We start from the raw sequence: 21431 nt of genomic DNA, 5'->3' as shown, positions 1-21431 counted from the left end.
TGTACAGGAAATTGGTCTACTTTTCAAACCTGATAGCCTTTTCATGAAAAAATGCTATAATAAACCAAAGGAGTATAGGAAAATGAAAAAAATACTGTATGTTCTATTTGCAGTGATGGCCTGTCTATTTGTAACAGGTCTTGTAAAAGCGGATGGTCCTTCCTACGAGATTCAGTCTTATCGGGGGACTCTAACCTTGGACACTTGGGACGATGCTACTTATGAGGAAGAATTGGTCTATCATTTTACAACTTCCTATAATGGTCAATATGTCACCTTGGGAAGTGCAGGTAAAATGCCTCAAGGTTTTGAAATAGTAATTCCTCCTTTGGTGGAAGTGGAAGGTAGAACCTTGTCGCAAGAACCAGAAGTTCAAAATTTAGGCGATGGTTATCAGGTAAAGATTTATAACGGCGGAAGTGCAGGGGATACTGTCAAGATAAAGGTTACCTGGCGCTTAAAAAACCTGCTCTATGTTCACCAGGATATCCTGTTGTTGAACTGGAAGCCGATTAGTGATGGGGATCAAGAGGTCAAAAAAGTAGAGTTACAGGTTATCCCGAAATTTGCTACAGCCGCCTCGAAATCGGAACTGAATATCCATACGGCTTATATGGGGGCTGAGCCAACTGTTCAGAAAGAAGAAGCAAACTATAAGGCTACTCTAGAGAATCTGAAACGAAAAGAAGGTGTTGAGATTTATGCTTACTGGCGGAAATCGGATATAGCTTCCTTTGGGGAATCAGATAGAGATACAGGCTTGATGGAGGAGTCCAACTATCATCGGACGGAAGCAGGAATTGTTCAAAAACGGACCTGGATTCGCCTATTTATGAAGGTCCTACTCCCAATCCTTATTCTGTTCGTCCTTCTTCTCGCTATTTATTGTCGTCATCGATTCATGAAATCTGTGACTTCTACCAGAGTTTTCCCGAAAAATAGCCGCTTGTATGAGATTCCAAATGACGTTGCGCCTCTACTAATGGCCTCGATTGTATACTCTACAGAGCTAGATGAGATTTCTCCAACCAAAAAACACGCTCGTGGCGCCTTTAAATTTGATCAGTTGGTGCAAGCAACCTTACTTGATTTGATTGATCGAAAAAATATCATCTGTGAGCAATACGACACTCATACAGTTTTAACGATTCAAAATGAAGATACATTGGATGAATTTGAGCACGAGTTTCTTAGACTTGCTTTCGGTTCTCAAAAATATTGTAGAACAGATGACTTGTTTTCAGATTATGAAATTTCGGATTCTCTCTATAAATATGCCTCTGAGAAAGAGCAAGATGCCATTCGCAAGCGAGGAAAACAAGCGCAAGATCGAATTGATGCAGCGATTTCTCGTGTTGCTCAGGCAGTTCAACAAAAGATCCAAACCTTTGCTCTTTCTCCTTACTACCGTCCTTTAGAGATAGGGGAGGAACGTGCAGGCCGTATGTGTCTCTTTTTTGGATGGGCTGCGTGGAGCATTGCTTTGGTAGCCGGTCTAATTTCTTATTTCATCTTGAATTGGCTCTCTATCTTTTGTGTGATCTATGTGTTGGTAATGTGGATTCTTCCGGCATCCTTCCAAGGAAAGTTTAGCCTCTATCGACGGGATGGAGTCCCAACGGACATCGGTGCAGAGCAGCGCTATTACTGGGATAGCTTCCGTAATATGTTGCGGGATATCGCTCATTTGGAAGAAGCAGAAGTTCAATCACTGGTTTTATGGAACCGCTTATTAGTCTATGCTACTCTGTTTGGTTTTGCAGATCAAGTAAGTAAAGTGATGAAGCTTCGTCAAATCCACTTGGATAACCCAAGTATGGATGCCTATGTCTACACTCCATTTCGTAGTAATCTGATCCATTCCAGTCATCTCTTGTCTACTTATGGAACGACCGCGACAACCGCTAGTCATTTCACAGTATCTTCGGGCGGTAGTTCTGGTGGTGGATTCTCTGGTGGCGGTGGTGGCGGTGGCTTCGGTGCTTTTTAGAGTCGCACAAGTGCTAGCTAACCACAGTTGTATTTACAATTTTATAGAAGTGAGGTGGAATCTACCTCACTTTTTTAGTCTTCGCCTCCTTGCAAACGCATCTGGTTCTATAGCTAGAAATGTGTTATAATATAGCAAATGTAAGTTTAGGAGAAGAAGATGTTTATCATTGAACTGATAAAAGCGATTCTTTTTGGAATCGTTGAAGGAGTCACTGAGTGGCTTCCAATCTCAAGTACAGGTCATTTGATTTTGATTCAAGACTTTATCCAGTTTAAGGATCAAAATCCTGCCTTTATGGAGATGTTTAATGTCGTGATTCAGCTTGGTGCCATTATGGCTGTCGTCGTGATTTATTTCGACAAGCTTTATCCATTTAAGCCTGGGAAATCGAAAAAAGAGGTGAGACGGACTTGGCAATTGTGGGCCAAGGTTGCTGTGGCGACTCTACCCTTGCTCTTTGTCTTTAAATTGGATGATTGGTTTGAAGCTCATTTTCATAACTCTTTTTCTGTAGCCATCATGCTGATCACCTATGGTTGGGCCTTTATTTACCTTGAAAAACGGGAGCAGGTAGAGCCAGAAGTGACGGAATTACATAAGTTACCTTATAAGACCGCTCTCTATATTGGTTTGTTCCAAGTCTTGTCACTTTTCCCAGGGACCAGTCGGTCAGGTGCAACGATTGTAGGTGGTTTGGTTAATGGAGTTAGCCGCTCCGTTGTGACAGAATTTACCTTCTATCTGGGGATTCCTGCTATGTTTGGAGCTAGCCTATTAAAGGTCGCTAAGTTTGTCTTGGGAGGAAATGCTTTAAGCTTCAGCCAAGGGACGATCCTTTTGGTCGCTATGGCAGTTGCCTTCGGAGTCAGTATGGTAGCGATTCGCTTCTTGACGGATTATGTCAAAACTCATGACTTCACAGTTTTTGGAAAATATCGGATTGTTTTGGGAGCGATTTTGCTGGTCTATGCAGTGATTAAAATCTTTATCTAATCATGAGATAGGAGTGCTTCTTCTTTCTCTTCAAATGGCTATGTTTGAGGGGGAGAAGAAGTGCTCTTTTGTTTAAGGTTTTTCCATATCTGAGGTGGGGGGTCATGTTTTGAAAAATATGTCTCTTTTTAGTATAATAGAAAGACTAACAGTATGAGGTGCAGTCATGAAGATGAAGCAAATCAGTGATTCAACAATTAAAATCACGATTCAATTAGAGGATTTAGAAGAACGAGGCATGGAAATGGCCGATTTTTTGGTGCCTCAAGAAAAAACAGAAGAATTTTTCTATACCATCTTAGATGAATTGGAAATGCCAGAAAGTTTCTTAGACAGTGGCATGTTAAGTTTCCGAGTGACTCCTAAGCCGGATAAGCTCGATGTTTTTGTGACCAAATCAAAAATTGATCAGCATCTGAATTTTGAAGATTTTTCCGACTTGCCTGATATGGAAGAATTGTCGCAAATGTCTCCAGACGAATTTATCAAGACCTTGGAAAAAACCATCTCTGAAAAGAGTAAGGGAGATGGCGATGCTATCCGTCATTTAGAAGCTGAGGAATTGGCTGATGAGAATCAGCTTTCAGAAGAAGATACGCCGAATCATCCAGTAGATACACGGTATATTTATTATATCCTCCAGTTTTCTCAGTTAGAAGAAGTGATTCGGTTTACAAAAACAGTTCATTATGCGGTCGAGACTTCGGAACTTTATAAAATGGATGGGGTTTATTATTTAACCGTCTTGATTGATTTGGAAGGTTGTCCGCAAGATTATCCAGGTTGGCTCTTGGCAACCATGCGTGAATATGCGGAAGACACAGATACTACTAGAGCTGTCCTCCAGGAACATGGTCATCTCTTGCTCGTCTCAGAGGCTATTCACGAACTTCAAAAGGTTAATTTGGTATGATTACTTTTCCATTACAATTTATCCTGGTCCTGATTGCAACTTTTTTGATCAGTTTGATTCTAACTCCCTTTGTGAGGTTATTGGCCTTTAAAATAGATGCTGTAGACTATCCAAATGCGCGTCGGATCAATAAGAAACCCATGCCTAGCGCTGGTGGTTTAGCCATTCTTCTTGCTTTTACCATTGCGACTTTACTTTTGTTGCCGATGATTACCAAAGACTATGTAGCTAAGACATCTTATCTGACCTATACTTTGCCAGTTGTCGTTGGAGGATGGATCATTGGCCTGACTGGTTTAGTTGATGATATAAAAGAATTATCACCGCGGTTAAAGATGCTGGGGATTTTCCTAGGGGCTAGTGTGATTTGGTTCTTTACAGATTTTCGCTTGGATGATTTTAAGATCCCTTTCGGTGGGCCATTTCTTCATTTTGATCCCTGGTTGTCCTATATTTTAACAGTCATTTGGATCATTTCGATTACCAATGCTGTCAATCTAATTGATGGTTTAGATGGACTGGTCAGTGGGGTTTCGATTATTTCCTTGGTGACGATGGGGATTGTTTCTCATTTCTTTCTCCCAGTGCCCAATCTCTTCTTGACCATGACGATTTTTGTCTTAGTCATGGCCATTGCTGGTTTCTTCCCTTTTAATTATCATCCAGCGATTCTGTATTTAGGGGATACGGGAGCCCTCTTCATTGGTTTTATGATCGCTGTTTTGTCCTTGCAAGGTCTGAAGAATGCGACAGCTGTTGCGGTTGTTACGCCGATGATTATCTTGGGAGTTCCAATTACGGATACCTTTTTAGCAATTGTCCGTCGGACTCTCTCTGGTCAGAAGTTTTATGCGCCAGATCGGAATCACTTGCACCATCGCCTACTTTCTTTGGGCTTAACGCATCGCGGAACCGTTTTGGTTATCTATGGGATTTCGATGATTTTTGCTATGATCTCTCTTTTGTTGAATATCTCTACTCGTATTGGCGGGGTTCTTCTTGTCATCGGTTTGGTATTAGGGGTGGAGCTCTTAGCAGAATTGATTGGAGTCCTAGGTCCTCACCATAGTCCGCTCCTCAATTGCTTACGCTATATAGGGAATTCTGCCTATCGAGAGGAAGTTCGACAAAATAGAAAAAACAAGACTAAATAAGAACGATTCTAAACATGAGAAAAGCCTTTTAGGCTTTTTTTTGTTATACTAGATAAGACAAAACTCTATAGCAGAAAGGAATACAAATGTCAGTATTAGAGATTAAAGATCTTCATGTAGAAATTGAAGGCAAGGAAATTTTAAAAGGCGTGAACTTGACCCTTAAAATAGGGGAAATTGCAGCTATCATGGGACCTAACGGGACAGGGAAATCAACCCTATCTGCAGCTATCATGGGGAATCCAAACTATGAAGTCACCAAAGGTGAAATTCTATTTGATGGAGTAAATATCCTTGAGTTGGAAGTGGATGAGCGTGCTCGTATGGGGCTCTTCTTGGCTATGCAATACCCATCAGAAATTCCAGGAATTACCAATGCTGAATTCCTTCGTGCAGCCATGAATGCAGGCAAAGAAGAGGACGAAAAAATTTCTGTTCGTGATTTCATCACTAAATTGGACCAGAAAATGGAACTCCTCAATATGAAGGAAGAAATGGCAGAACGCTATTTGAACGAAGGTTTCTCAGGTGGTGAGAAGAAACGCAATGAAATTCTGCAATTGTTGATGTTGGAACCGAAGTTTGCTCTACTTGATGAGATTGACTCTGGTTTGGATATCGATGCCCTTAAAGTGGTTTCAAAAGGGGTCAATGAAATGCGTGGCGAAGGTTTTGGTGCCATGATTATTACCCACTACCAACGTCTTTTAAACTACATTACTCCTGATGTGGTTCACGTGATGATGGAAGGTCGTGTCGTCCTTTCAGGTGGTCCTGAACTTGCTGTGCGTTTGGAGCGTGAAGGATACGCGAAATTAGCAGAAGAGTTAGGTTACGACTACAAAGAAGAACTCTAATCTTGTGTCAACAACTGAACAGGATCTTTGAGGAGGAGTAAATGACCAAAGAAAATATCAAACTTTTTTCAGAAATGCATGCAGAGCCTCAATGGTTGCAAGAGTTGCGCCAGAAGGCTTTTGATAAAATGGATGACTTAGAACTACCCGTGATTGAACGTGTGAAATTTCATCGTTGGAATCTTGGGGATGGAACGATCAAAGAAAGTGAACCTCTCACTGCTGTTCCAGACTTCACTGCGATTGACAATCAATTAAAATTGGTTCAGTATGGGACCCATACAGTATTTGAGCAGATTCCAGTTGACTTGGCGAACCAGGGCGTTGTTTTCACAGATTTTCACTCAGCCTTGGAAGAAATTCCAGAGCATGTAGAAGAATTTTTCATGTCATCCGTTAAATACGATGATGACAAGTTAGCAGCTTACCACACAGCCTACTTTAACAGTGGTGCTGTTCTCTATATTCCTGATAATGTAGAAATTGCGGAACCAATCGAGGGTGTATTCTACCAAGATAGTGATAGCGATGTGCCATTTAACAAGCACATCCTGATTATCGCTGGTAAAAACAGTAAGATTAGCTACCTAGAACGCTTAGAATCTCGCGGAGAGGGAAGCGCTAAAGCAACTGCTAATATTACAGTCGAAGTGATTGCTCGTTCTGGAGCGCAAGTGAAGTTTGCGGCGATTGATCGCCTCGGTGAGAATGTTACTGCCTACATTAGCCGCCGTGGCAAACTGGGAAAGGATGCCAGCATTGACTGGGCTATCGGTGTCATGAACGAAGGAAATGTCGTTGCTGACTTTGATAGTGACTTGATCGGAAATGGAAGCCATGCAGACCTTAAGGTTGTAGCCTTATCTAGTGGGCGTCAAATTCAAGGGATTGATACCCGTGTAACCAACTATGGCTGCAATTCAGTCGGGAATATTCTCCAACATGGTGTCATTCTTGAAAAGGCAACCTTGACCTTCAACGGGATTGGCCACATTATCAAGGGAGCTAAGGGAGCGGATGCCCAACAAGAAAGCCGTGTGTTAATGCTTTCTGATCAAGCACGTTCTGATGCCAATCCAATTCTTTTGATTGATGAAAACGATGTGACAGCAGGTCACGCGGCTTCTATCGGTCAAGTTGACCCTGAAGATATGTATTATTTGATGAGCCGTGGCTTGGATCAAGCAACTGCAGAACGCCTAGTGGTTCGTGGCTTCCTTGGATCAGTGATTGTGGAAATTCCAGTTAAAGAAGTTCGTGAAGAAATGATCCAAACCATTGAAGATAAATTATTGAAGAGATAAAGATGATAGATGTCGAAAAGATTCGGAAAGATTTCCCGATTTTAGATCAAATTGTGAATGATGAGCCACTTGTCTATTTGGATAATGCAGCGACGACACAAAAACCAAAAGCTGTCTTAGAAGCAGTGAATCGATATTACCAAGAGGATAATGCCAATGTTCACCGCGGGGTCCATACCTTGGCCGAACGGGCGACTGCTTCCTACGAAGCAGCAAGAGAAACTGTCCGTCGCTTTATAAACGCTTCCTCAACCAAAGAGGTCTTGTTTACAAGAGGGACCACGACAGGTTTGAACTGGATTGGTCGGTTTGCAGAGGAAATTCTCGAAGAGGGGGATGAGGTCCTCATTTCTATTATGGAACACCATTCCAACATCCTTCCTTGGCAGGAAGCTTGTCGGAAGACAGGGGCGAAGTTGGTCTATGCCTACTTGAAAGACGGTGATCTGGATCTAGAGGATTTCCGAGAAAAATTGACAGATCGAACCAAATTTGTTTCCATTGCTCATGCCTCTAATGTACTCGGGGTGATAAATCCTGTCCAAGAAATCGCTCAATTGGCCCATGAAAAAGGAGCCATTGTGGTAGTGGATGGGGCTCAATCAGTCCCTCATATGAAAATAGATGTTCAAAAACTAGATGCAGACTTCTTTGTCTTTTCGGGGCATAAAATGGCTGGTCCTACAGGGATTGGAGTCTTGTATGGAAAAGAGCAATATCTCAACCAAATGTCACCTGTTGAATTTGGTGGAGAAATGATTGACTTTGTCTATGAACAATCAGCAACCTGGAAGGAACTTCCTTGGAAATTCGAAGCAGGGACTCCCAATATGGCTGGCGCCATTGGTTTAGCTGCGGCGATTGATTATTTGGAGGCTATTGGCATGGATGCGATTGAGCGTCACGAGCAAGACTTGATTGCCTATGTCTTTCCCAAACTTCAAGCGATTGAAGGCTTGAAAATTTATGGCTCCCAAGATTTAGCGAAACGTTCAGGGGTGATTTCCTTCAATTTAGGGGATTTGCATCCTCATGATCTTGCGACTGCCTTGGATTATGAAGGGGTTGCTGTTCGGGCAGGGCACCATTGTGCCCAACCTTTAATCCAGTATTTGGAGGTTCCGGCGACTGCTCGAGCTAGCTTTTATCTCTACAATACAAAAGAAGACTGCGATAAGCTTGTAGAAGCGCTGATAAAAACAAAGGAGTTTTTCAATGGCACTTTCTAAATTAGATAGCCTCTATATGGCAGTAGTGGCTGACCATTCAAAAAATCCCCATCATCATGGAAAGATTGAAGGAGTTGAACAAATCAACCTGAACAATCCTACCTGTGGGGATGTGATTAGTTTGTCTGTTCAGTTTGATGATAAAGGAGTGGTCAAGGATATTGCCTTTGTCAACTCAGGTTGTACGATTTCGACGGCTTCTGCTAGTATGATGACGGATGTTGTCCTAGGAAAATCAAAGGAAGAAGTGCTAGAGTTGGCGACTATTTTTTCGGAAATGGTTCAAGGCAAAGAAGATGCCCGTCAAGACCAGTTGGGAGATGCTGCTTTTTTAGCTGGAGTTGCTAAATTCCCGCAACGGATCAAATGTTCGACCCTAGCCTGGAATGCTCTCAAAAAAGCAATCGATTCTCAATCGTAATGATGCATAAGAGTGTGAAAATTCTAGTGTGCTCTTTAACCGATTTTCTTCTTACTTAATTGAATCAAAACTCGGATGCTTATGGTCCAGAATAGAAGATGAATCATATGGAAAGAGCGCTAAAAAGAAAATGAAAGGAAAGATATGACAGAAGAAAGAGTAGAACCAAAACCAATTGATCTTGGTGAATATAAATTTGGCTTTCACGATGATGTAGACCCGATCTTGTCGACAGGAAAAGGGTTGAATGAATCAGTTATTCGTGAGTTATCTGCTGCGAAAAATGAGCCGGAATGGATGCTGGAGTTCCGTTTGAAGTCCTATGAAGCATTTAAAAAAATGCCTATGCAAACATGGGGGGCAGACTTGTCAGATATCGATTTTGATGATTTGATTTACTATCAAAAACCATCTGATAAACCTGCACGTAGCTGGGATGAAGTGCCTGAAAAAATCAAGGAGACCTTTGAACGGATTGGGATTCCAGAAGCAGAGCGTGCTTACTTGGCCGGAGCAGCAGCTCAGTATGAGTCTGAAGTGGTTTACCACAATATGAAGGAAGAATTTGAGAAGTTAGGAATCATCTTTACCGATACAGATTCTGCCTTGAAGGAATATCCAGACTTGTTCAAGCAATACTTTGCTAAGTTGGTACCTCCGACAGATAACAAGTTAGCGGCACTCAACTCAGCAGTATGGTCAGGTGGAACCTTTATCTATGTACCAAAGGGTGTTAAAGTAGATGTTCCTTTGCAGACATACTTCCGAATTAACAATGAAAATACAGGTCAGTTTGAACGGACCTTGATTATCGTTGATGAAGGAGCAAGTGTTCACTATGTAGAAGGATGTACAGCGCCAACTTATTCAAGTAACAGCTTGCATGCTGCTATTGTCGAAATCTTTGCTTTGGATGGCGCTTATATGCGTTATACAACTATCCAAAACTGGTCTGATAACGTTTATAACTTGGTAACGAAACGGGCAAAAGCGATGAAAGATGCGACGGTCGAATGGATCGATGGGAACCTCGGTGCCAAGACGACCATGAAATACCCATCAGTTTACCTAGATGGAGAAGGTGCACGTGGGACCATGTTGTCGATCGCTTTTGCCAATGCTGGGCAACACCAAGATACAGGTGCTAAAATGATCCACAATGCTCCTCACACGAGCTCTTCAATTGTTTCGAAATCTATTGCTAAAGGTGGAGGAAAGGTTGACTACCGTGGACAAGTGACCTTCAATAAAGATTCAGCGAAATCGGTTAGTCACATCGAGTGTGATACCATTATTATGGATGACTTGTCTGCATCTGACACCATTCCATTTAATGAAATCCACAATTCACAAGTTGCATTGGAACACGAAGCTAAGGTCTCAAAAATTTCAGAGGAACAATTGTATTACCTCATGAGTCGAGGTTTGTCAGAATCTGAGGCGACTGAAATGATTGTCATGGGATTTGTAGAGCCCTTCACCAAAGAACTTCCGATGGAATATGCAGTTGAGCTTAACCGCTTGATTAGCTATGAAATGGAAGGATCTGTCGGCTAATAGGGTAAAAGGAGAAGCAAATGGGATTCTTAAAGCGATTGTTTGGAACGATTGAAAAAGTGAATAAGGGAGAAGTACCGATTGAAGAGTTGGATCAGGCATTTGTTTTTGATCTTGAAGCAGAAGCAGATGATTATTGGAGAGAAATGGAAGAGCTTCTTTTGATAAACGCTGTAAAAGCTGTTGGTGGTCCTGAGGCAGTAGAACGTGCTTTTGTTCTTGCTAATTTCAAAGAAAATCAAGAAACTTTTGAGCTCTTTTATCAGGTAAATGGGCAGCTTCTTTCCTGGAAAGAGATGGATGCAGCTGTTGTCGATAAAATTAGCAATCAGCTCCTTCCTCAAGCACCAGAGGTAGCTCGAGCAGTAAATGAGAATTATGAAGAAGCCAAGGTCCCAGTAATTGAATACGCAATGCTTCAGTTTGAAACTGCAACCATGGCTTGGTTTGGTCGTAAATTAACAACAGCTTCTCCAGAAGCACAACTGACTTTTGAAGAATTGGTATCTGGTTGGCGTGGGGTGATTGAAGAAGAAATCCCGACTCATCCAATAGACAGTGACACTGCTTTTCCTTATTTCGAAGTTCGATAGAAGTTCTATTGGCTGATTCAACTAAACAAGAGAGTGGGACAGAAATCGGTAATTCGTTAGAATTCGATTTCGTCGTCCCACCTCCGCACAGTTGAGTAGGGCTATAAAAGCTGATGAAATTAGCGTAGTAGAGCCCACTCAACCACTGCGTCTTGCTCGACAATCCAAAGACAATTGAGAGGCTAGGACTTTTGTCCCAGCCTCTTTGTTTATTAGTATTTATAGCTTTTCGTTAACGTAACGAACAAATTGATTCCACCATACCTTTAAGAAGAAACTCTTTTGGATATTTTCTCCGCTCACCATTTCCATACTAGGAGCTTTACCTTCGATATACCCTCGCCCGATGGGTTCTGGGTCGGTGTAGGTAAGGGTCCCTAGGGTAGTACCTTTCTTTAAGGGAGCGCTAAAAGAAGGTTGGCTGCTTTCGAAGGTGATTTTAGGTTCTGCTTGACTTCCTTGCCGTTCGATCACGATGAAGTCATCCTTGGCAACAGCAATAGCGCTGGTTTTCTTACCATCAAGAACCGTTGATTTGCTGTTGTTGTAGGCTTCGCCTTTGCTGACAATCAAGCTTGCAATGAAGTTCTGGCTCACATAATTCATCAGGTTGGCTGTTGCAACAAATCGTGCGTAGGGATCTCCATCGATTGCCTCAACACCAATGACAACGGTAATCATTCGAATACCGTTTTGGTTAGTAGAAGCTACAAATGAAATGCCTCCTTTTTCGGAATTTCCAGTTTTTAGACCATCCACTCCTGCTCGATAGCTGGGCATGTTCTCTAGCATATAATTGCTGCTTTCCAATTGAATTCCAGCAAATTCTGCATGGGAAAGGGAGGTGATTTTGGTAACTTCAGGGTAGTCTTCTAAGAGATGTTTTGCGATGACTGCCACATCATAAGCACTCAGCTTGTTTTCAGTATTCTTCTTTTTAGATTCCTTATTATCGTCAATAAGGGCTTGATCCAGTCCGCTAGCATTTACAATGATAGCGTCTTTAATCCCCCATTTTTTTAGTTTTGCTTGCATAAGGAGGATGAATTTTTCCTCGCTTCCAGCTACTTTTTCAGCTAAGGCGATGGCAGCACTATTGGCATTTGATACAAGGAGAGCAGTGAGCAGGTCTTTAACCTTGTACTTGCGAGCTTCCATAGGGACGTTACTGATTCCTTCGACAGCAGTTAGTTGGTAGGCTTTGTCCGAAATCTCCACGTCATCATTTAAAGATAATTTTCCTTGCTGAATGGCTTCATAGACGAGATAAGTGGTCAAAAGGTTGCTGATTCCACCAACCTCTTTTTTTTCTTCGCTATTTTTTTCGTAGAGTATTTTACCTGTTGTCCCATCAATCGCAATAGCATGCTGAGCTCCGAGCTCTAGGTCCTCCGCTCTTACAGGAGAAGTACTGAGAAGTGTAAAAAGTAGACAAAGAAGTAAAGTGATTATTTTTTTCACGTTTGAATCCTCGATTGTTTATTGTCTCTACTATTGTATCATAAAAGAAGGCAACTGCTCTAATCCTATTTTGACCTCTTAGGACTCAAAGGTCATAGGCAAATTTTAAAGATAGTTGGTAAAATGAGAGAAATAGTGTATAATGGTAGAAAACCTAACATAAGGAGATAGTGATGAAAGTAAATAAACGGTTCGTATTGGCCGCTGTTTCTCTAGCCAGTGCTCTTCTATTGACAGCCTGTGGCGGTGGAAGCAGCAATCAATCTACTTATTCTTATATTTATTCAACAGATCCAAATACTTTGGACTACATTGCATCGACTCGTACAACGACGTCTGATATTACAAGTAACCTTGTTGATGGTTTGTTAGAAAATGATAAATATGGAAATTTAATCCCAAGTTTGGCAGAAGACTGGACTGTTTCGGAAGATGGCTTGGTGTATACCTATAAACTTCGAAAAGATGCAAAATGGTATACCAGTGAGGGAGAAGAGTATGGTGCTGTAACAGCCCAGGACTTTGTGACAGGTATCAAACACGCTGTGGAAGCAAAATCTGAGGGTCTTTTCTTAATCCAAAATTCGATTAAAGGCTTAGATGCATTTGTCAAAGGTGAAACAAAAGATTTCAATACAGTTGGCGTGAAAGCCCTAGATGATTATACCGTTCAATATACCTTGGAACGTCCAGAAAGTTTTTGGAATTCTAAGACGACCTCAGGCGTCCTCTTCCCGGTTAACAAAGCTTTCTTAGAATCTCAAGGGAAAGACTTCGGTTCTTTGAAGCCAAGTAGTATTCTCTATAATGGTCCTTATTATTTGAAGAATTTAACTTCAAAATCACAGATTGAACTTGTGAAAAATAAGGAATATTATGATGAAAAGAATGTTCATATTGATCATGTGAAGTTGACCTATAATGACGGATCAGATCCAGAATCTGTCATCAAGAAATTTGAGAATGGACAATATTCATTTGCGACAGTAATGCCAAATAGCTCCACTTATAAGAGTGTGAAAAAGAAATTTGGTGATAATATTGTTTATGGTGTTCAATACGGAACATCATACTACCTCGGATTCAACATTGATCGTCAGAAGTATAACCATACAGCCAAAACAACAGATGCTCAGAAATCGTCCACAAAACAAGCGATTTTAAACAAAGACTTCCGTCAAGCTGTAAACTTTGCCTTTGACCGTGAAGCCTATGCAGCTCAAACATCGGGAGCAGATGCGGCGACCAAGATTCTTCGGAATACCTTGGTTCCACCGACTTTTGTTCAAGTAAATGGAGAAGAGTTCGGTAAGGTTGTTGAGAAACAATTGGTGACCTATGGAGATGAGTGGAAAGATGTCAATCTAGATGATGCCCAAACCACTCTCTACAATCAAGAAAAAGCCAAGGCTGAGTTTGCAAAAGCTAAAGAACAACTGCAAAAAGAAGGGGTAGAATTCCCAATTCATTTGGATTACGTTGTCAGTCAAACAGATAACAGTCAGGTACAACAGGCTAGCTCCTTTAAACAATCCGTAGAAGCTGTTCTCGGTGCAGACAATGTTGTCGTAGATATTCAGAAATTATCTGATGATGACTTTAACAATATTACCTATTTCACAGATACTGCTGCTGAGAAAGATTATGACCTTGCAGGAGGTGGATGGGTTCCAGACTACCAAGATCCATCTACTTATTTAGAGAGCTTAAGTCCTGTTAACGGTTCTGTTTTCTACTATCTAGGTGTGGATGCAGGCTCAAATAGTCCTGCTATTCCAGCAGTTGACTTTGGGAAGTATGCAGAACTCTTAAAAGATGCCAATGCTGAAGTGAATGATCAAGCTGTACGCTATGAGAAATACGCAGCTGCTCAGGCATGGCTAACTGATAGTTCATTGATCTTGCCGACTGTTTCAAATGGTGGAACTCCAATGTTGCAACGGACTGTTCCATATAGTCGTGCGGCTTCATGGGTTGGAACAAAAGGAACTGGAACCAACTATAAATATCTTGAACTGTCAGAAGAAGTCATCAAGACAAAGGATTACGATGCAAGCAAAGAAAAATGGTTAAAAGAAAAGGCTGAATCCAATAAAAAAGCTCAAGAAGAATTAAAGAACCACATCGAATCGAAATAGATGAAAAATAATTGGGATAGTAAGAAGGCATAAGTTTATTTAAGGGAAGGAGCCACTAAAAAGGATTGATTTTTTAGACAGTCCCCCGCTTAGTGGCTCCTTTCACTTGCCAAATATTCAGAAAATTTAGTTTACTTTTTTCTTTACTTATGCTATAATTCTATCTAAATTCAATAAAATGGAGACTCAAAATGAAAAAAAGTAAAGTTTTTGCATTTGCCGGAGTAACATTGCTCGCAGCAACTTTCCTTGCAGCATGTTCTGGCTCAAAAGATAGCAAGTCTGCATCAAAAAAAGATACAACGTATGGCTATGTTTATACAGATGATCCTACAACTTTGGATTACACCGTATCTTCAAAAGCTTCCGTACACGATATTACAACAAACGGTGTAGATGGTTTGTTGGAAAATGACAAATACGGAAACCTTGTGCCATCTATTGCTGAAGATTGGTCTGTTTCAAAAGACGGTTTGACTTATACTTACAAAATCCGTAAGGGTGTTAAATGGTATGATGCCGACGGCGAAGAGCATGGTGAAGTAACAGCCCATGACTTTGTTACTGGATTGAAGCATGCGGCAGACAAGAAATCAGAATCTCTTCCATTGGTGAAAGACTCAATCAAAGGATTGAAAGACTACTCAGAAGGAAAAATTTCAGACTTCTCTGAGGTTGGGGTCAAAGCAATAGATGATTATACACTTGAGTATACTTTGAATCAACCAGAAACTTTTTGGAATTCAAAAACAACTAATGGAGTTCTTTTCCCAATTAGTACAGAATTCTTGAAGAGCAAGGGTGATGAATTTGGTCAACCAGGTAATGTCAAATCAATCTTGTTCAATGGTCCATTCCTTTTGAAATCAATCACTTCTAAATCAGAAATCACTTTTGAAAAGAACGAAGATTACTGGGATAAAGACAACGTTCATATTGACAAGATTAAATTGTCTTATTATGATGGATCAGATCAAGATTCCATAGCGCGCGGTTTTAGCGATGGTTCATATACCAAGGCGCGTCTATACCCTGCTAGCTCTAACTTTGCGTCTGTTGAAGAAAAATACAAAGACAATATCTACAACACACAGCCTGGTTCTGGTGTCGCAGTCTTAGGTTTCAACATTGACCGTCAAGCCTACAACCATACTTCTAAAACATCAGATGAGCAGAAATCTTCTACGAAGAAAGCTATCTTGAACAAGGATTTCCGTCAAGCCATCACCTTTGCCTTGAACCGCGAAAATTATTCAGCACAAGTTAATGGTAAAGAATACGCTAAGGCTGCTATTCGAAATATGTACACTGCACCTGCCTTTGTTCAAGTAAACGGTAAAGACTTTGGTGATGTAGTAGCAGACAAGTTGCAAACTTATGGGGATCAATGGAGCGGTGTGAATCTTGCAGACAGTCAAAACGGACTCTATAGCAAGGAAAAAGCAAAAGCTCAGTTTGAAAAGGCAAAAGCTGAACTCCAAAAAGAGGGTGTTCAATTCCCAATCCACTTGGATGTTCCGGTTGCACAAAACTCAACAAACTTTGTGTCACGGATGCAATCCTTCAAACAATCAGTTGAAGAAACACTTGGTACAGAAAACGTTGTTGTGGACCTTCAAATGATGGACCAAGATGAAGTCTTGAACATTACTCTTAACGTACCATCAGCTGCAGAAACTGACTGGGACCTTCAAGGACTTGTAGGATGGAATCCAGACTATGATGACCCATCTACTTACCTTGATACCTTGCAACCATCTTCTCCAGACCAAACTAAGACTTATCTTGGATTTGCTGGTGGTGTCGATAATGCCTCTGCTAAGGCTGTTGGCTTAGATGAATATGCGAAGTTGCTTGATGATGCAGAAAAAGAAACCCTAGACGTAGTGACACGTTATGAAAAATTTGCAGCAGCGCAAGCTTGGTTAACAGATAGCGCATTGGTAATTCCAACTATGACAAGCTCTGGTGCAGCTACAGTGGTTTCAAAAGTGGTTCCATTCTCTGAACCTTCATCACAAACAGGTAACAAAGGATCAACTTATTTCAAATATGTTGAAATTCAAGATGAACCTGTCACTAAAAAACAATATGATCAAGCACGTGAAAAATGGTTGAAAGAAAAAGCTGAATCAAACAAGAAGGCTCAGCAAGATCTTGAAAAACACGTCAAATAATCACCTTCATCAGAACTTTCTCTAATAGGGGAGAAAGTTCTTTTGAACATTAAAGGAACGGAATATGAAAAAATATATATTTATGCGTATTTTACGTTCGTTGGTGTCGATCTTTTTGGTTACGACATTGACGTATACAATTATTTATACGCTAACCCCAAGAAATTTAATTTTCAAAAACGACCCTAACTATAACAAGATTGCGAAAACAAAAGACTCTAAAATCAATTATGAAAATACAGTCTATGATCGCATGGGGTATATAGAATATCTTGATTCAAAAGCTTTGAAAGAAAAAGCAAGCAAGGAAGACTCATCAGTAACAGTAGAGCCTACTAAAGAAAACGAGAAGATCTACAAAAAGTACATTTCTAACCTTGGAAATGGCTGGGTATTGAAACGTTTCCCTGAAAACAAAGGTTTTTACGCTACTCGTGAAGTCCCTGTCTTTGAACGTGTTATTGGATTCTATGGTAATCTGATTCAGATTGACCATCCAAATGTCATCAAAGATGCTTCTAATCCAAAACTTGAACGCTATATTCGAATTGAAAATGACCCAGCTATTGGTTGGTCAGTAGTTGGTTCGGGGACTAAACATAAATATCTTTTGTATTTCAATGGTCAATTCCCGTTCATTCATCAAAATTTTGTATCCTTAAACTTGGGTGAATCTTACCCAACTTATTCAAATACACCTGTTCTTCAGGTTATTACACAAGGACAAGGTACAACTAAGAAGAGTGAAGTAAACTTCCCAACAGGAAAAAAAGAATCTTCTATCAATATCTACTCTCGTACATACAAATCACCAAGCAAGGCAGATGCTCAAGATATCGCCCGCTTTGGTAAAGGAGATGCTTATACAGCAACATTGAGCAACTATGAAAATCCATCCATGATTGTGAGCTCAGCCATTATCGGTTTAATCGGGATTGCGATTGCCTACTTGATTGCTATTCCTTTAGGATCTTATATGGCCTTGTTGAAGAATACTTGGTTTGATAGTGCATCTACGGCAACTTTAACATTTATGATGTCATTGCCGACGATTGCCTTGGTTTACATCGTTCGCTTGGCTGGCTCTTCTATCGGCTTACCAGATTCCTTCCCAGTGTTAGGGGCTCAGGATTGGCGCTCTTATGTACTACCTTCTGTGATTTTGGGTCTCTTGAGTGCACCAGGATTGGCAGTTTGGATTCGCCGTTACATGATCGACTTGCATTCTCAAGACTTTGTCCGTTTTGCACGTGCCAAAGGGCTTTCTGAGAAAGAAATTTCCCGCAAACATATCTTCAAAAACGCCATGGTTCCGATCGTTACAGGGATTCCTGTTCAATTGGTTCTAGTCATTTCAGGGGCAACTTTGACAGAAACTGTCTTTGCCTTCCCTGGTATGGGTAAAATGTTGATTGATTCTATCAAAGCATCCAATAATACCATGGTGGTCGGCCTTGTCTTCATCTTTACTGTTCTTGCTGTATTTGGAGCAATGGCTGGGGATATCCTTATGGTTATGGTAGACCCTCGTATCAAATTGACAACTAAGAAAGGAGGTAAATAATGTCTACAATCGATAAAAAGAAATTCCAATTTGTTGAACGTGACGATTTTGCCTCTGAAACAATTGATGCGCCGTCGTACTCATACTGGAAATCAGTATTCCGTCAATTCTTCAAAAAGAAATCAACCATTTTGATGTTAGCCGTTTTGGTTGGTATTCTCTTGATGAGTTTTGTATACCCGATGTTTTCAAACTTTGATTATAATGATGTAAGTAAAGTAAATGACTTCACTGCTCGTTTGAATCCTCCAAGTGCCAAGGCCTTCTTCGGTACGGATAACAATGGTAAATCCTTGTTTGATGGAGTTTGGTTTGGTGCCCGCAATTCGATTATCATCTCCTTTATTGCTACCTTGATCAATGTTGTGATTGGTGTTGTGATTGGTGGGATTTGGGGTGTATCAAAATCAATCGACCGCTTCATGATGGAAGTTTACAACGTTATTTCAAACGTTCCATTCATGTTAATTGTTATTGTCTTGACTTACTCAATCGGTGCTGGTTTCTGGAACTTGATTTTGGCGATGACGGTAACAGGATGGATTGGGATTGCTTATTCTATCCGTGTTCAAATTATGCGTTACCGTGATTTAGAGTACAACTTGGCCAGCCGTACTTTGGGTACTCCAACTCTAAAAATCGTGACAAAAAATATCTTGCCACAGTTGGTATCTGTCATTGTGACGACAACTACACAGTTGTTGCCAGCCTTCATTTCAACTGAAGCCTTCCTTTCCTTCTTTGGATTGGGATTGCCAATTACAGTTCCAAGTTTAGGTCGTCTGATTTCAGATTACTCACAAAACGTAACAACCAATGCATATCTTTTCTGGATTCCATTGACAGTCTTAGTCTTGGTATCCTTGTCATTCTATATCGTTGGACAAAACCTTGCAGATGCCAGCGATCCACGTACACATAGATAGGAGGAGTAGGTATGACAACTGATAAAAATGTAATCTTATCTGCTCGCGATATCGTAGTAGAATTTGATGTTCGGGATCGTGTCTTAACAGCTATTCGCAATGTGTCTTTAGACCTTGTTGAAGGTGAAGTCATGGCACTTGTTGGTGAATCAGGTTCTGGTAAATCTGTTTTGACAAAAACCTTCACAGGAATGTTAGAAGACAACGGACGAATTGCCAATGGTACTATTAATTATCGCGGACAAGAATTAACAGAACTCAAGTCAAATAAAGATTGGGAAGATATCCGCGGTGCAAAAATTGCAACAATCTTCCAAGATCCGATGACCAGTTTGGACCCGATTAATACAATTGGATCACAAATTACGGAAGTTATTATTAAACACCAAGGCAAGAGTGCTAAAGAAGCCAGAGAGATGGCCATTGATTATATGGAAAAGGTTGGAATCCCAGAAGCAGAACGTCGCTTTGATGAATATCCTTTCCAATATTCAGGTGGAATGCGCCAACGGATTGTTATTGCTATTGCGCTTGCTTGTCGCCCTGATATCTTGATCTGTGATGAGCCTACAACGGCCCTTGACGTAACCATCCAAGCCCAAATCATCGACTTATTGAAATCATTGCAAAAAGAATATAACTTTACTACAATCTTTATTACCCATGACTTAGGTGTGGTCGCAAGTATCGCAGATAAGGTTGCTGTAATGTATGCTGGTGAAATTATAGAATTTGGTAAAGTAGAAGAAATCTTCTATGACCCAAGACATCCTTATACATGGAGTCTTCTTTCAAGTTTGCCACAGTTATCTACCTCAAAAGGTGATTTATATTCTATCCCAGGGACTCCTCCATCATTGTATTCACCAGTAAAAGGTGATGCCTTTGCTTTGCGCTCTGACTATGCCATGCAAATTGATTTCGAGGAACACCCACCAGTCTTCAATGTTTCCGATACACATTGGGCTAAAACGTGGCTCTTGCATGAAGATGCACCAAAAGTCAATAAACCAGAAATTATTGATAATCTTCATGAAAAGATTAGTGCGAAAATGGGATTCACTACAATCAAGGACTAGGAGAAGGAAATGACAGAAAAATTAATAGAAGTTAAAGATCTAGAAATTTCCTTCGGTGAAGGAAGTAAAAAATTTGTAGCTGTAAAGAATGCAAATTTTTTCATCAATAAAGGTGAAACATTCTCTCTTGTTGGTGAGTCAGGTAGTGGGAAGACGACGATTGGTCGTGCAATCATTGGTTTGAATGACACTAGTGCAGGTGATATTCTATATAATGGTAAAAAGATCAATGGGAAGCAATCTCGCAAGGATGAAAGTGAATTAATCCGTAAGATTCAAATGATCTTCCAAGACCCGGCAGCGAGTTTGAATGAACGTGCAACAGTCGACTACATAATTTCAGAAGGTTTGTATAATTATCACCTATTCGAAAATGAAGAAGACCGAGTACGTAAAGTAAAAGAGATTATGCATGAAGTGGGGCTTCTAGCAGAGCATTTGACTCGTTATCCTCATGAATTCTCTGGTGGACAACGCCAGCGGATTGGGATTGCTCGTGCCTTGGTAATGGAACCAGAAATTGTTATCGCAGACGAGCCAATTTCAGCTCTTGACGTATCAGTACGTGCTCAAGTTTTAAATCTCCTTAAAAAATTCCAAAAAGAATTGGGCTTGACCTATCTCTTTATCGCACACGATCTTTCGGTAGTTCGATTTATCTCTGATCGTATTGCGGTTATTTACAAAGGAGTTATTGTAGAAGTAGCTGAGACAGAAGAATTGTTTAATAATCCAATTCATCCATACACACAATCTCTACTATCAGCTGTACCGATTCCAGATCCAATTTTAGAACGCAAAAAAGTTCTGAAAGTTTATGATCCAGATCAGCATGATTATTCAACCGACAAACCAGAAATGGTTGAAATCAAACCTGGACATTACGTTTGGGCAAATAAAGCAGAACAGAAAAAATATAAAGAACTTGTATAATCATAAGAAAACGAGAAGAATACACTTCTCGTTTTCTATTTTTTTAAAAAAGAAAAACTTTTTTTAAAAAAATAGAAAAAAGATATTGACAAGTAGTTTTGGTCGTGATATACTAATATAGTTGTCGCGCGAGAGCGAC

Annotated in this window: 17 protein-coding genes; 16 read left to right on the top strand and 1 reads right to left on the bottom strand. The window is 40.5% G+C overall.

Annotated elements, in window-relative coordinates:
• Positions 1-82 precede the first annotated feature (82 nt).
• The 10 genes from ABT997_RS09055 (at position 83) to ABT997_RS09010 (ending at position 11014) form a co-directional block, all read left to right on the top strand.
• Positions 83-1990, top strand: a complete 1908-nt coding sequence (locus ABT997_RS09055; protein WP_125330090.1) for a DUF2207 domain-containing protein — start codon at positions 83-85, stop codon at positions 1988-1990.
• Positions 1991-2149: 159 nt separating this feature from the next.
• A complete protein-coding gene (locus ABT997_RS09050; RefSeq protein ID WP_023022205.1) occupies positions 2150-2986 on the top strand; it encodes an undecaprenyl-diphosphate phosphatase in 837 nt (278 codons plus the stop codon).
• A 166-nt stretch (positions 2987-3152) separates the two neighbouring features.
• Positions 3153-3899, top strand: coding sequence for an adaptor protein MecA (mecA, locus tag ABT997_RS09045; protein ID WP_125330092.1), 747 nt, complete (start codon positions 3153-3155; stop codon positions 3897-3899).
• Positions 3896-5053, top strand: a complete 1158-nt coding sequence (locus ABT997_RS09040; protein ID WP_125330093.1) for a glycosyltransferase family 4 protein — start codon at positions 3896-3898, stop codon at positions 5051-5053. The genes mecA and ABT997_RS09040 overlap by 4 nt, the downstream gene beginning before the upstream one ends.
• A gap of 86 nt (positions 5054-5139) precedes the next feature.
• Positions 5140-5910, top strand: a complete 771-nt coding sequence (gene sufC / locus ABT997_RS09035) for a Fe-S cluster assembly ATPase SufC (protein WP_350019196.1) — start codon at positions 5140-5142, stop codon at positions 5908-5910.
• Between the two features lie 41 nt (positions 5911-5951).
• Positions 5952-7214 (top strand): Fe-S cluster assembly protein SufD, encoded by a 1263-nt coding sequence (gene sufD / locus ABT997_RS09030; protein ID WP_023022209.1) that lies wholly within the window; start codon positions 5952-5954, stop codon positions 7212-7214.
• A gap of 2 nt (positions 7215-7216) precedes the next feature.
• Positions 7217-8443, top strand: coding sequence for a cysteine desulfurase (locus ABT997_RS09025; protein WP_023022210.1), 1227 nt, complete (start codon positions 7217-7219; stop codon positions 8441-8443).
• Positions 8430-8864, top strand: a complete 435-nt coding sequence (gene sufU / locus ABT997_RS09020) for a Fe-S cluster assembly sulfur transfer protein SufU (RefSeq protein WP_023022211.1) — start codon at positions 8430-8432, stop codon at positions 8862-8864. The genes ABT997_RS09025 and sufU overlap by 14 nt, the downstream gene beginning before the upstream one ends.
• 144 nt (positions 8865-9008) lie before the next feature.
• On the top strand, positions 9009-10421 hold the full coding sequence (gene sufB / locus ABT997_RS09015) for a Fe-S cluster assembly protein SufB (protein ID WP_023022212.1): 1413 nt from the start codon (positions 9009-9011) through the stop codon (positions 10419-10421).
• A gap of 20 nt (positions 10422-10441) precedes the next feature.
• Entirely contained in the window at positions 10442-11014 is a 573-nt protein-coding gene (locus tag ABT997_RS09010) for a hypothetical protein (protein ID WP_023022213.1), read from the top strand.
• 219 nt (positions 11015-11233) lie between these two features.
• Here the strand turns inward: ABT997_RS09010 and pbp3 are convergent, their stop codons facing one another.
• On the bottom strand, positions 11234-12466 hold the full coding sequence (gene pbp3, locus ABT997_RS09005) for a D-alanyl-D-alanine carboxypeptidase PBP3 (RefSeq protein ID WP_350019210.1): 1233 nt from the start codon (positions 12464-12466) through the stop codon (positions 11234-11236).
• Between the two features lie 182 nt (positions 12467-12648).
• Here pbp3 and ABT997_RS09000 point away from each other — a divergent pair, with 182 nt between their 5' ends.
• The 6 genes from ABT997_RS09000 to ABT997_RS08975 all read left to right on the top strand — a co-directional run bounded on the left by ABT997_RS09000 (position 12649) and on the right by ABT997_RS08975 (position 21292).
• Positions 12649-14613, top strand: a complete 1965-nt coding sequence (locus ABT997_RS09000) for a peptide ABC transporter substrate-binding protein (protein WP_350019195.1) — start codon at positions 12649-12651, stop codon at positions 14611-14613.
• A gap of 191 nt (positions 14614-14804) precedes the next feature.
• Positions 14805-16790, top strand: coding sequence for a peptide ABC transporter substrate-binding protein (locus tag ABT997_RS08995; protein ID WP_219074983.1), 1986 nt, complete (start codon positions 14805-14807; stop codon positions 16788-16790).
• A gap of 64 nt (positions 16791-16854) precedes the next feature.
• Positions 16855-18354 carry an ABC transporter permease gene (locus tag ABT997_RS08990; protein WP_023022220.1) on the top strand — a complete coding sequence of 500 codons (1500 nt, stop codon included), beginning with the start codon at positions 16855-16857 and terminating at the stop codon, positions 18352-18354.
• The gene (gene oppC, locus ABT997_RS08985; RefSeq protein ID WP_006594955.1) at positions 18354-19280 is read left to right on the top strand and encodes an oligopeptide ABC transporter permease OppC; all 927 of its coding nucleotides are present in this window, start codon (positions 18354-18356) and stop codon (positions 19278-19280) included. Before ABT997_RS08990 ends, oppC begins: the two co-directional genes overlap by 1 nt.
• An 11-nt stretch (positions 19281-19291) precedes the next feature.
• Positions 19292-20359: an ABC transporter ATP-binding protein gene (locus tag ABT997_RS08980; RefSeq protein WP_350019194.1), complete on the top strand. Its 1068-nt coding sequence runs from the start codon at positions 19292-19294 to the stop codon at positions 20357-20359.
• A gap of 9 nt (positions 20360-20368) precedes the next feature.
• Positions 20369-21292: an ATP-binding cassette domain-containing protein gene (locus ABT997_RS08975; RefSeq protein WP_350019193.1), complete on the top strand. Its 924-nt coding sequence runs from the start codon at positions 20369-20371 to the stop codon at positions 21290-21292.
• Positions 21293-21431 lie beyond the last annotated feature (139 nt).

Source organism: Streptococcus australis, assembly GCF_040226615.1.
Taxonomy (GTDB): Bacteria; Bacillota; Bacilli; order Lactobacillales; family Streptococcaceae; genus Streptococcus; species Streptococcus australis_E.
The sequence above is the reverse complement of the archived record's forward strand: the minus strand, read 5'-3'. Positions and strand labels throughout refer to the sequence as shown.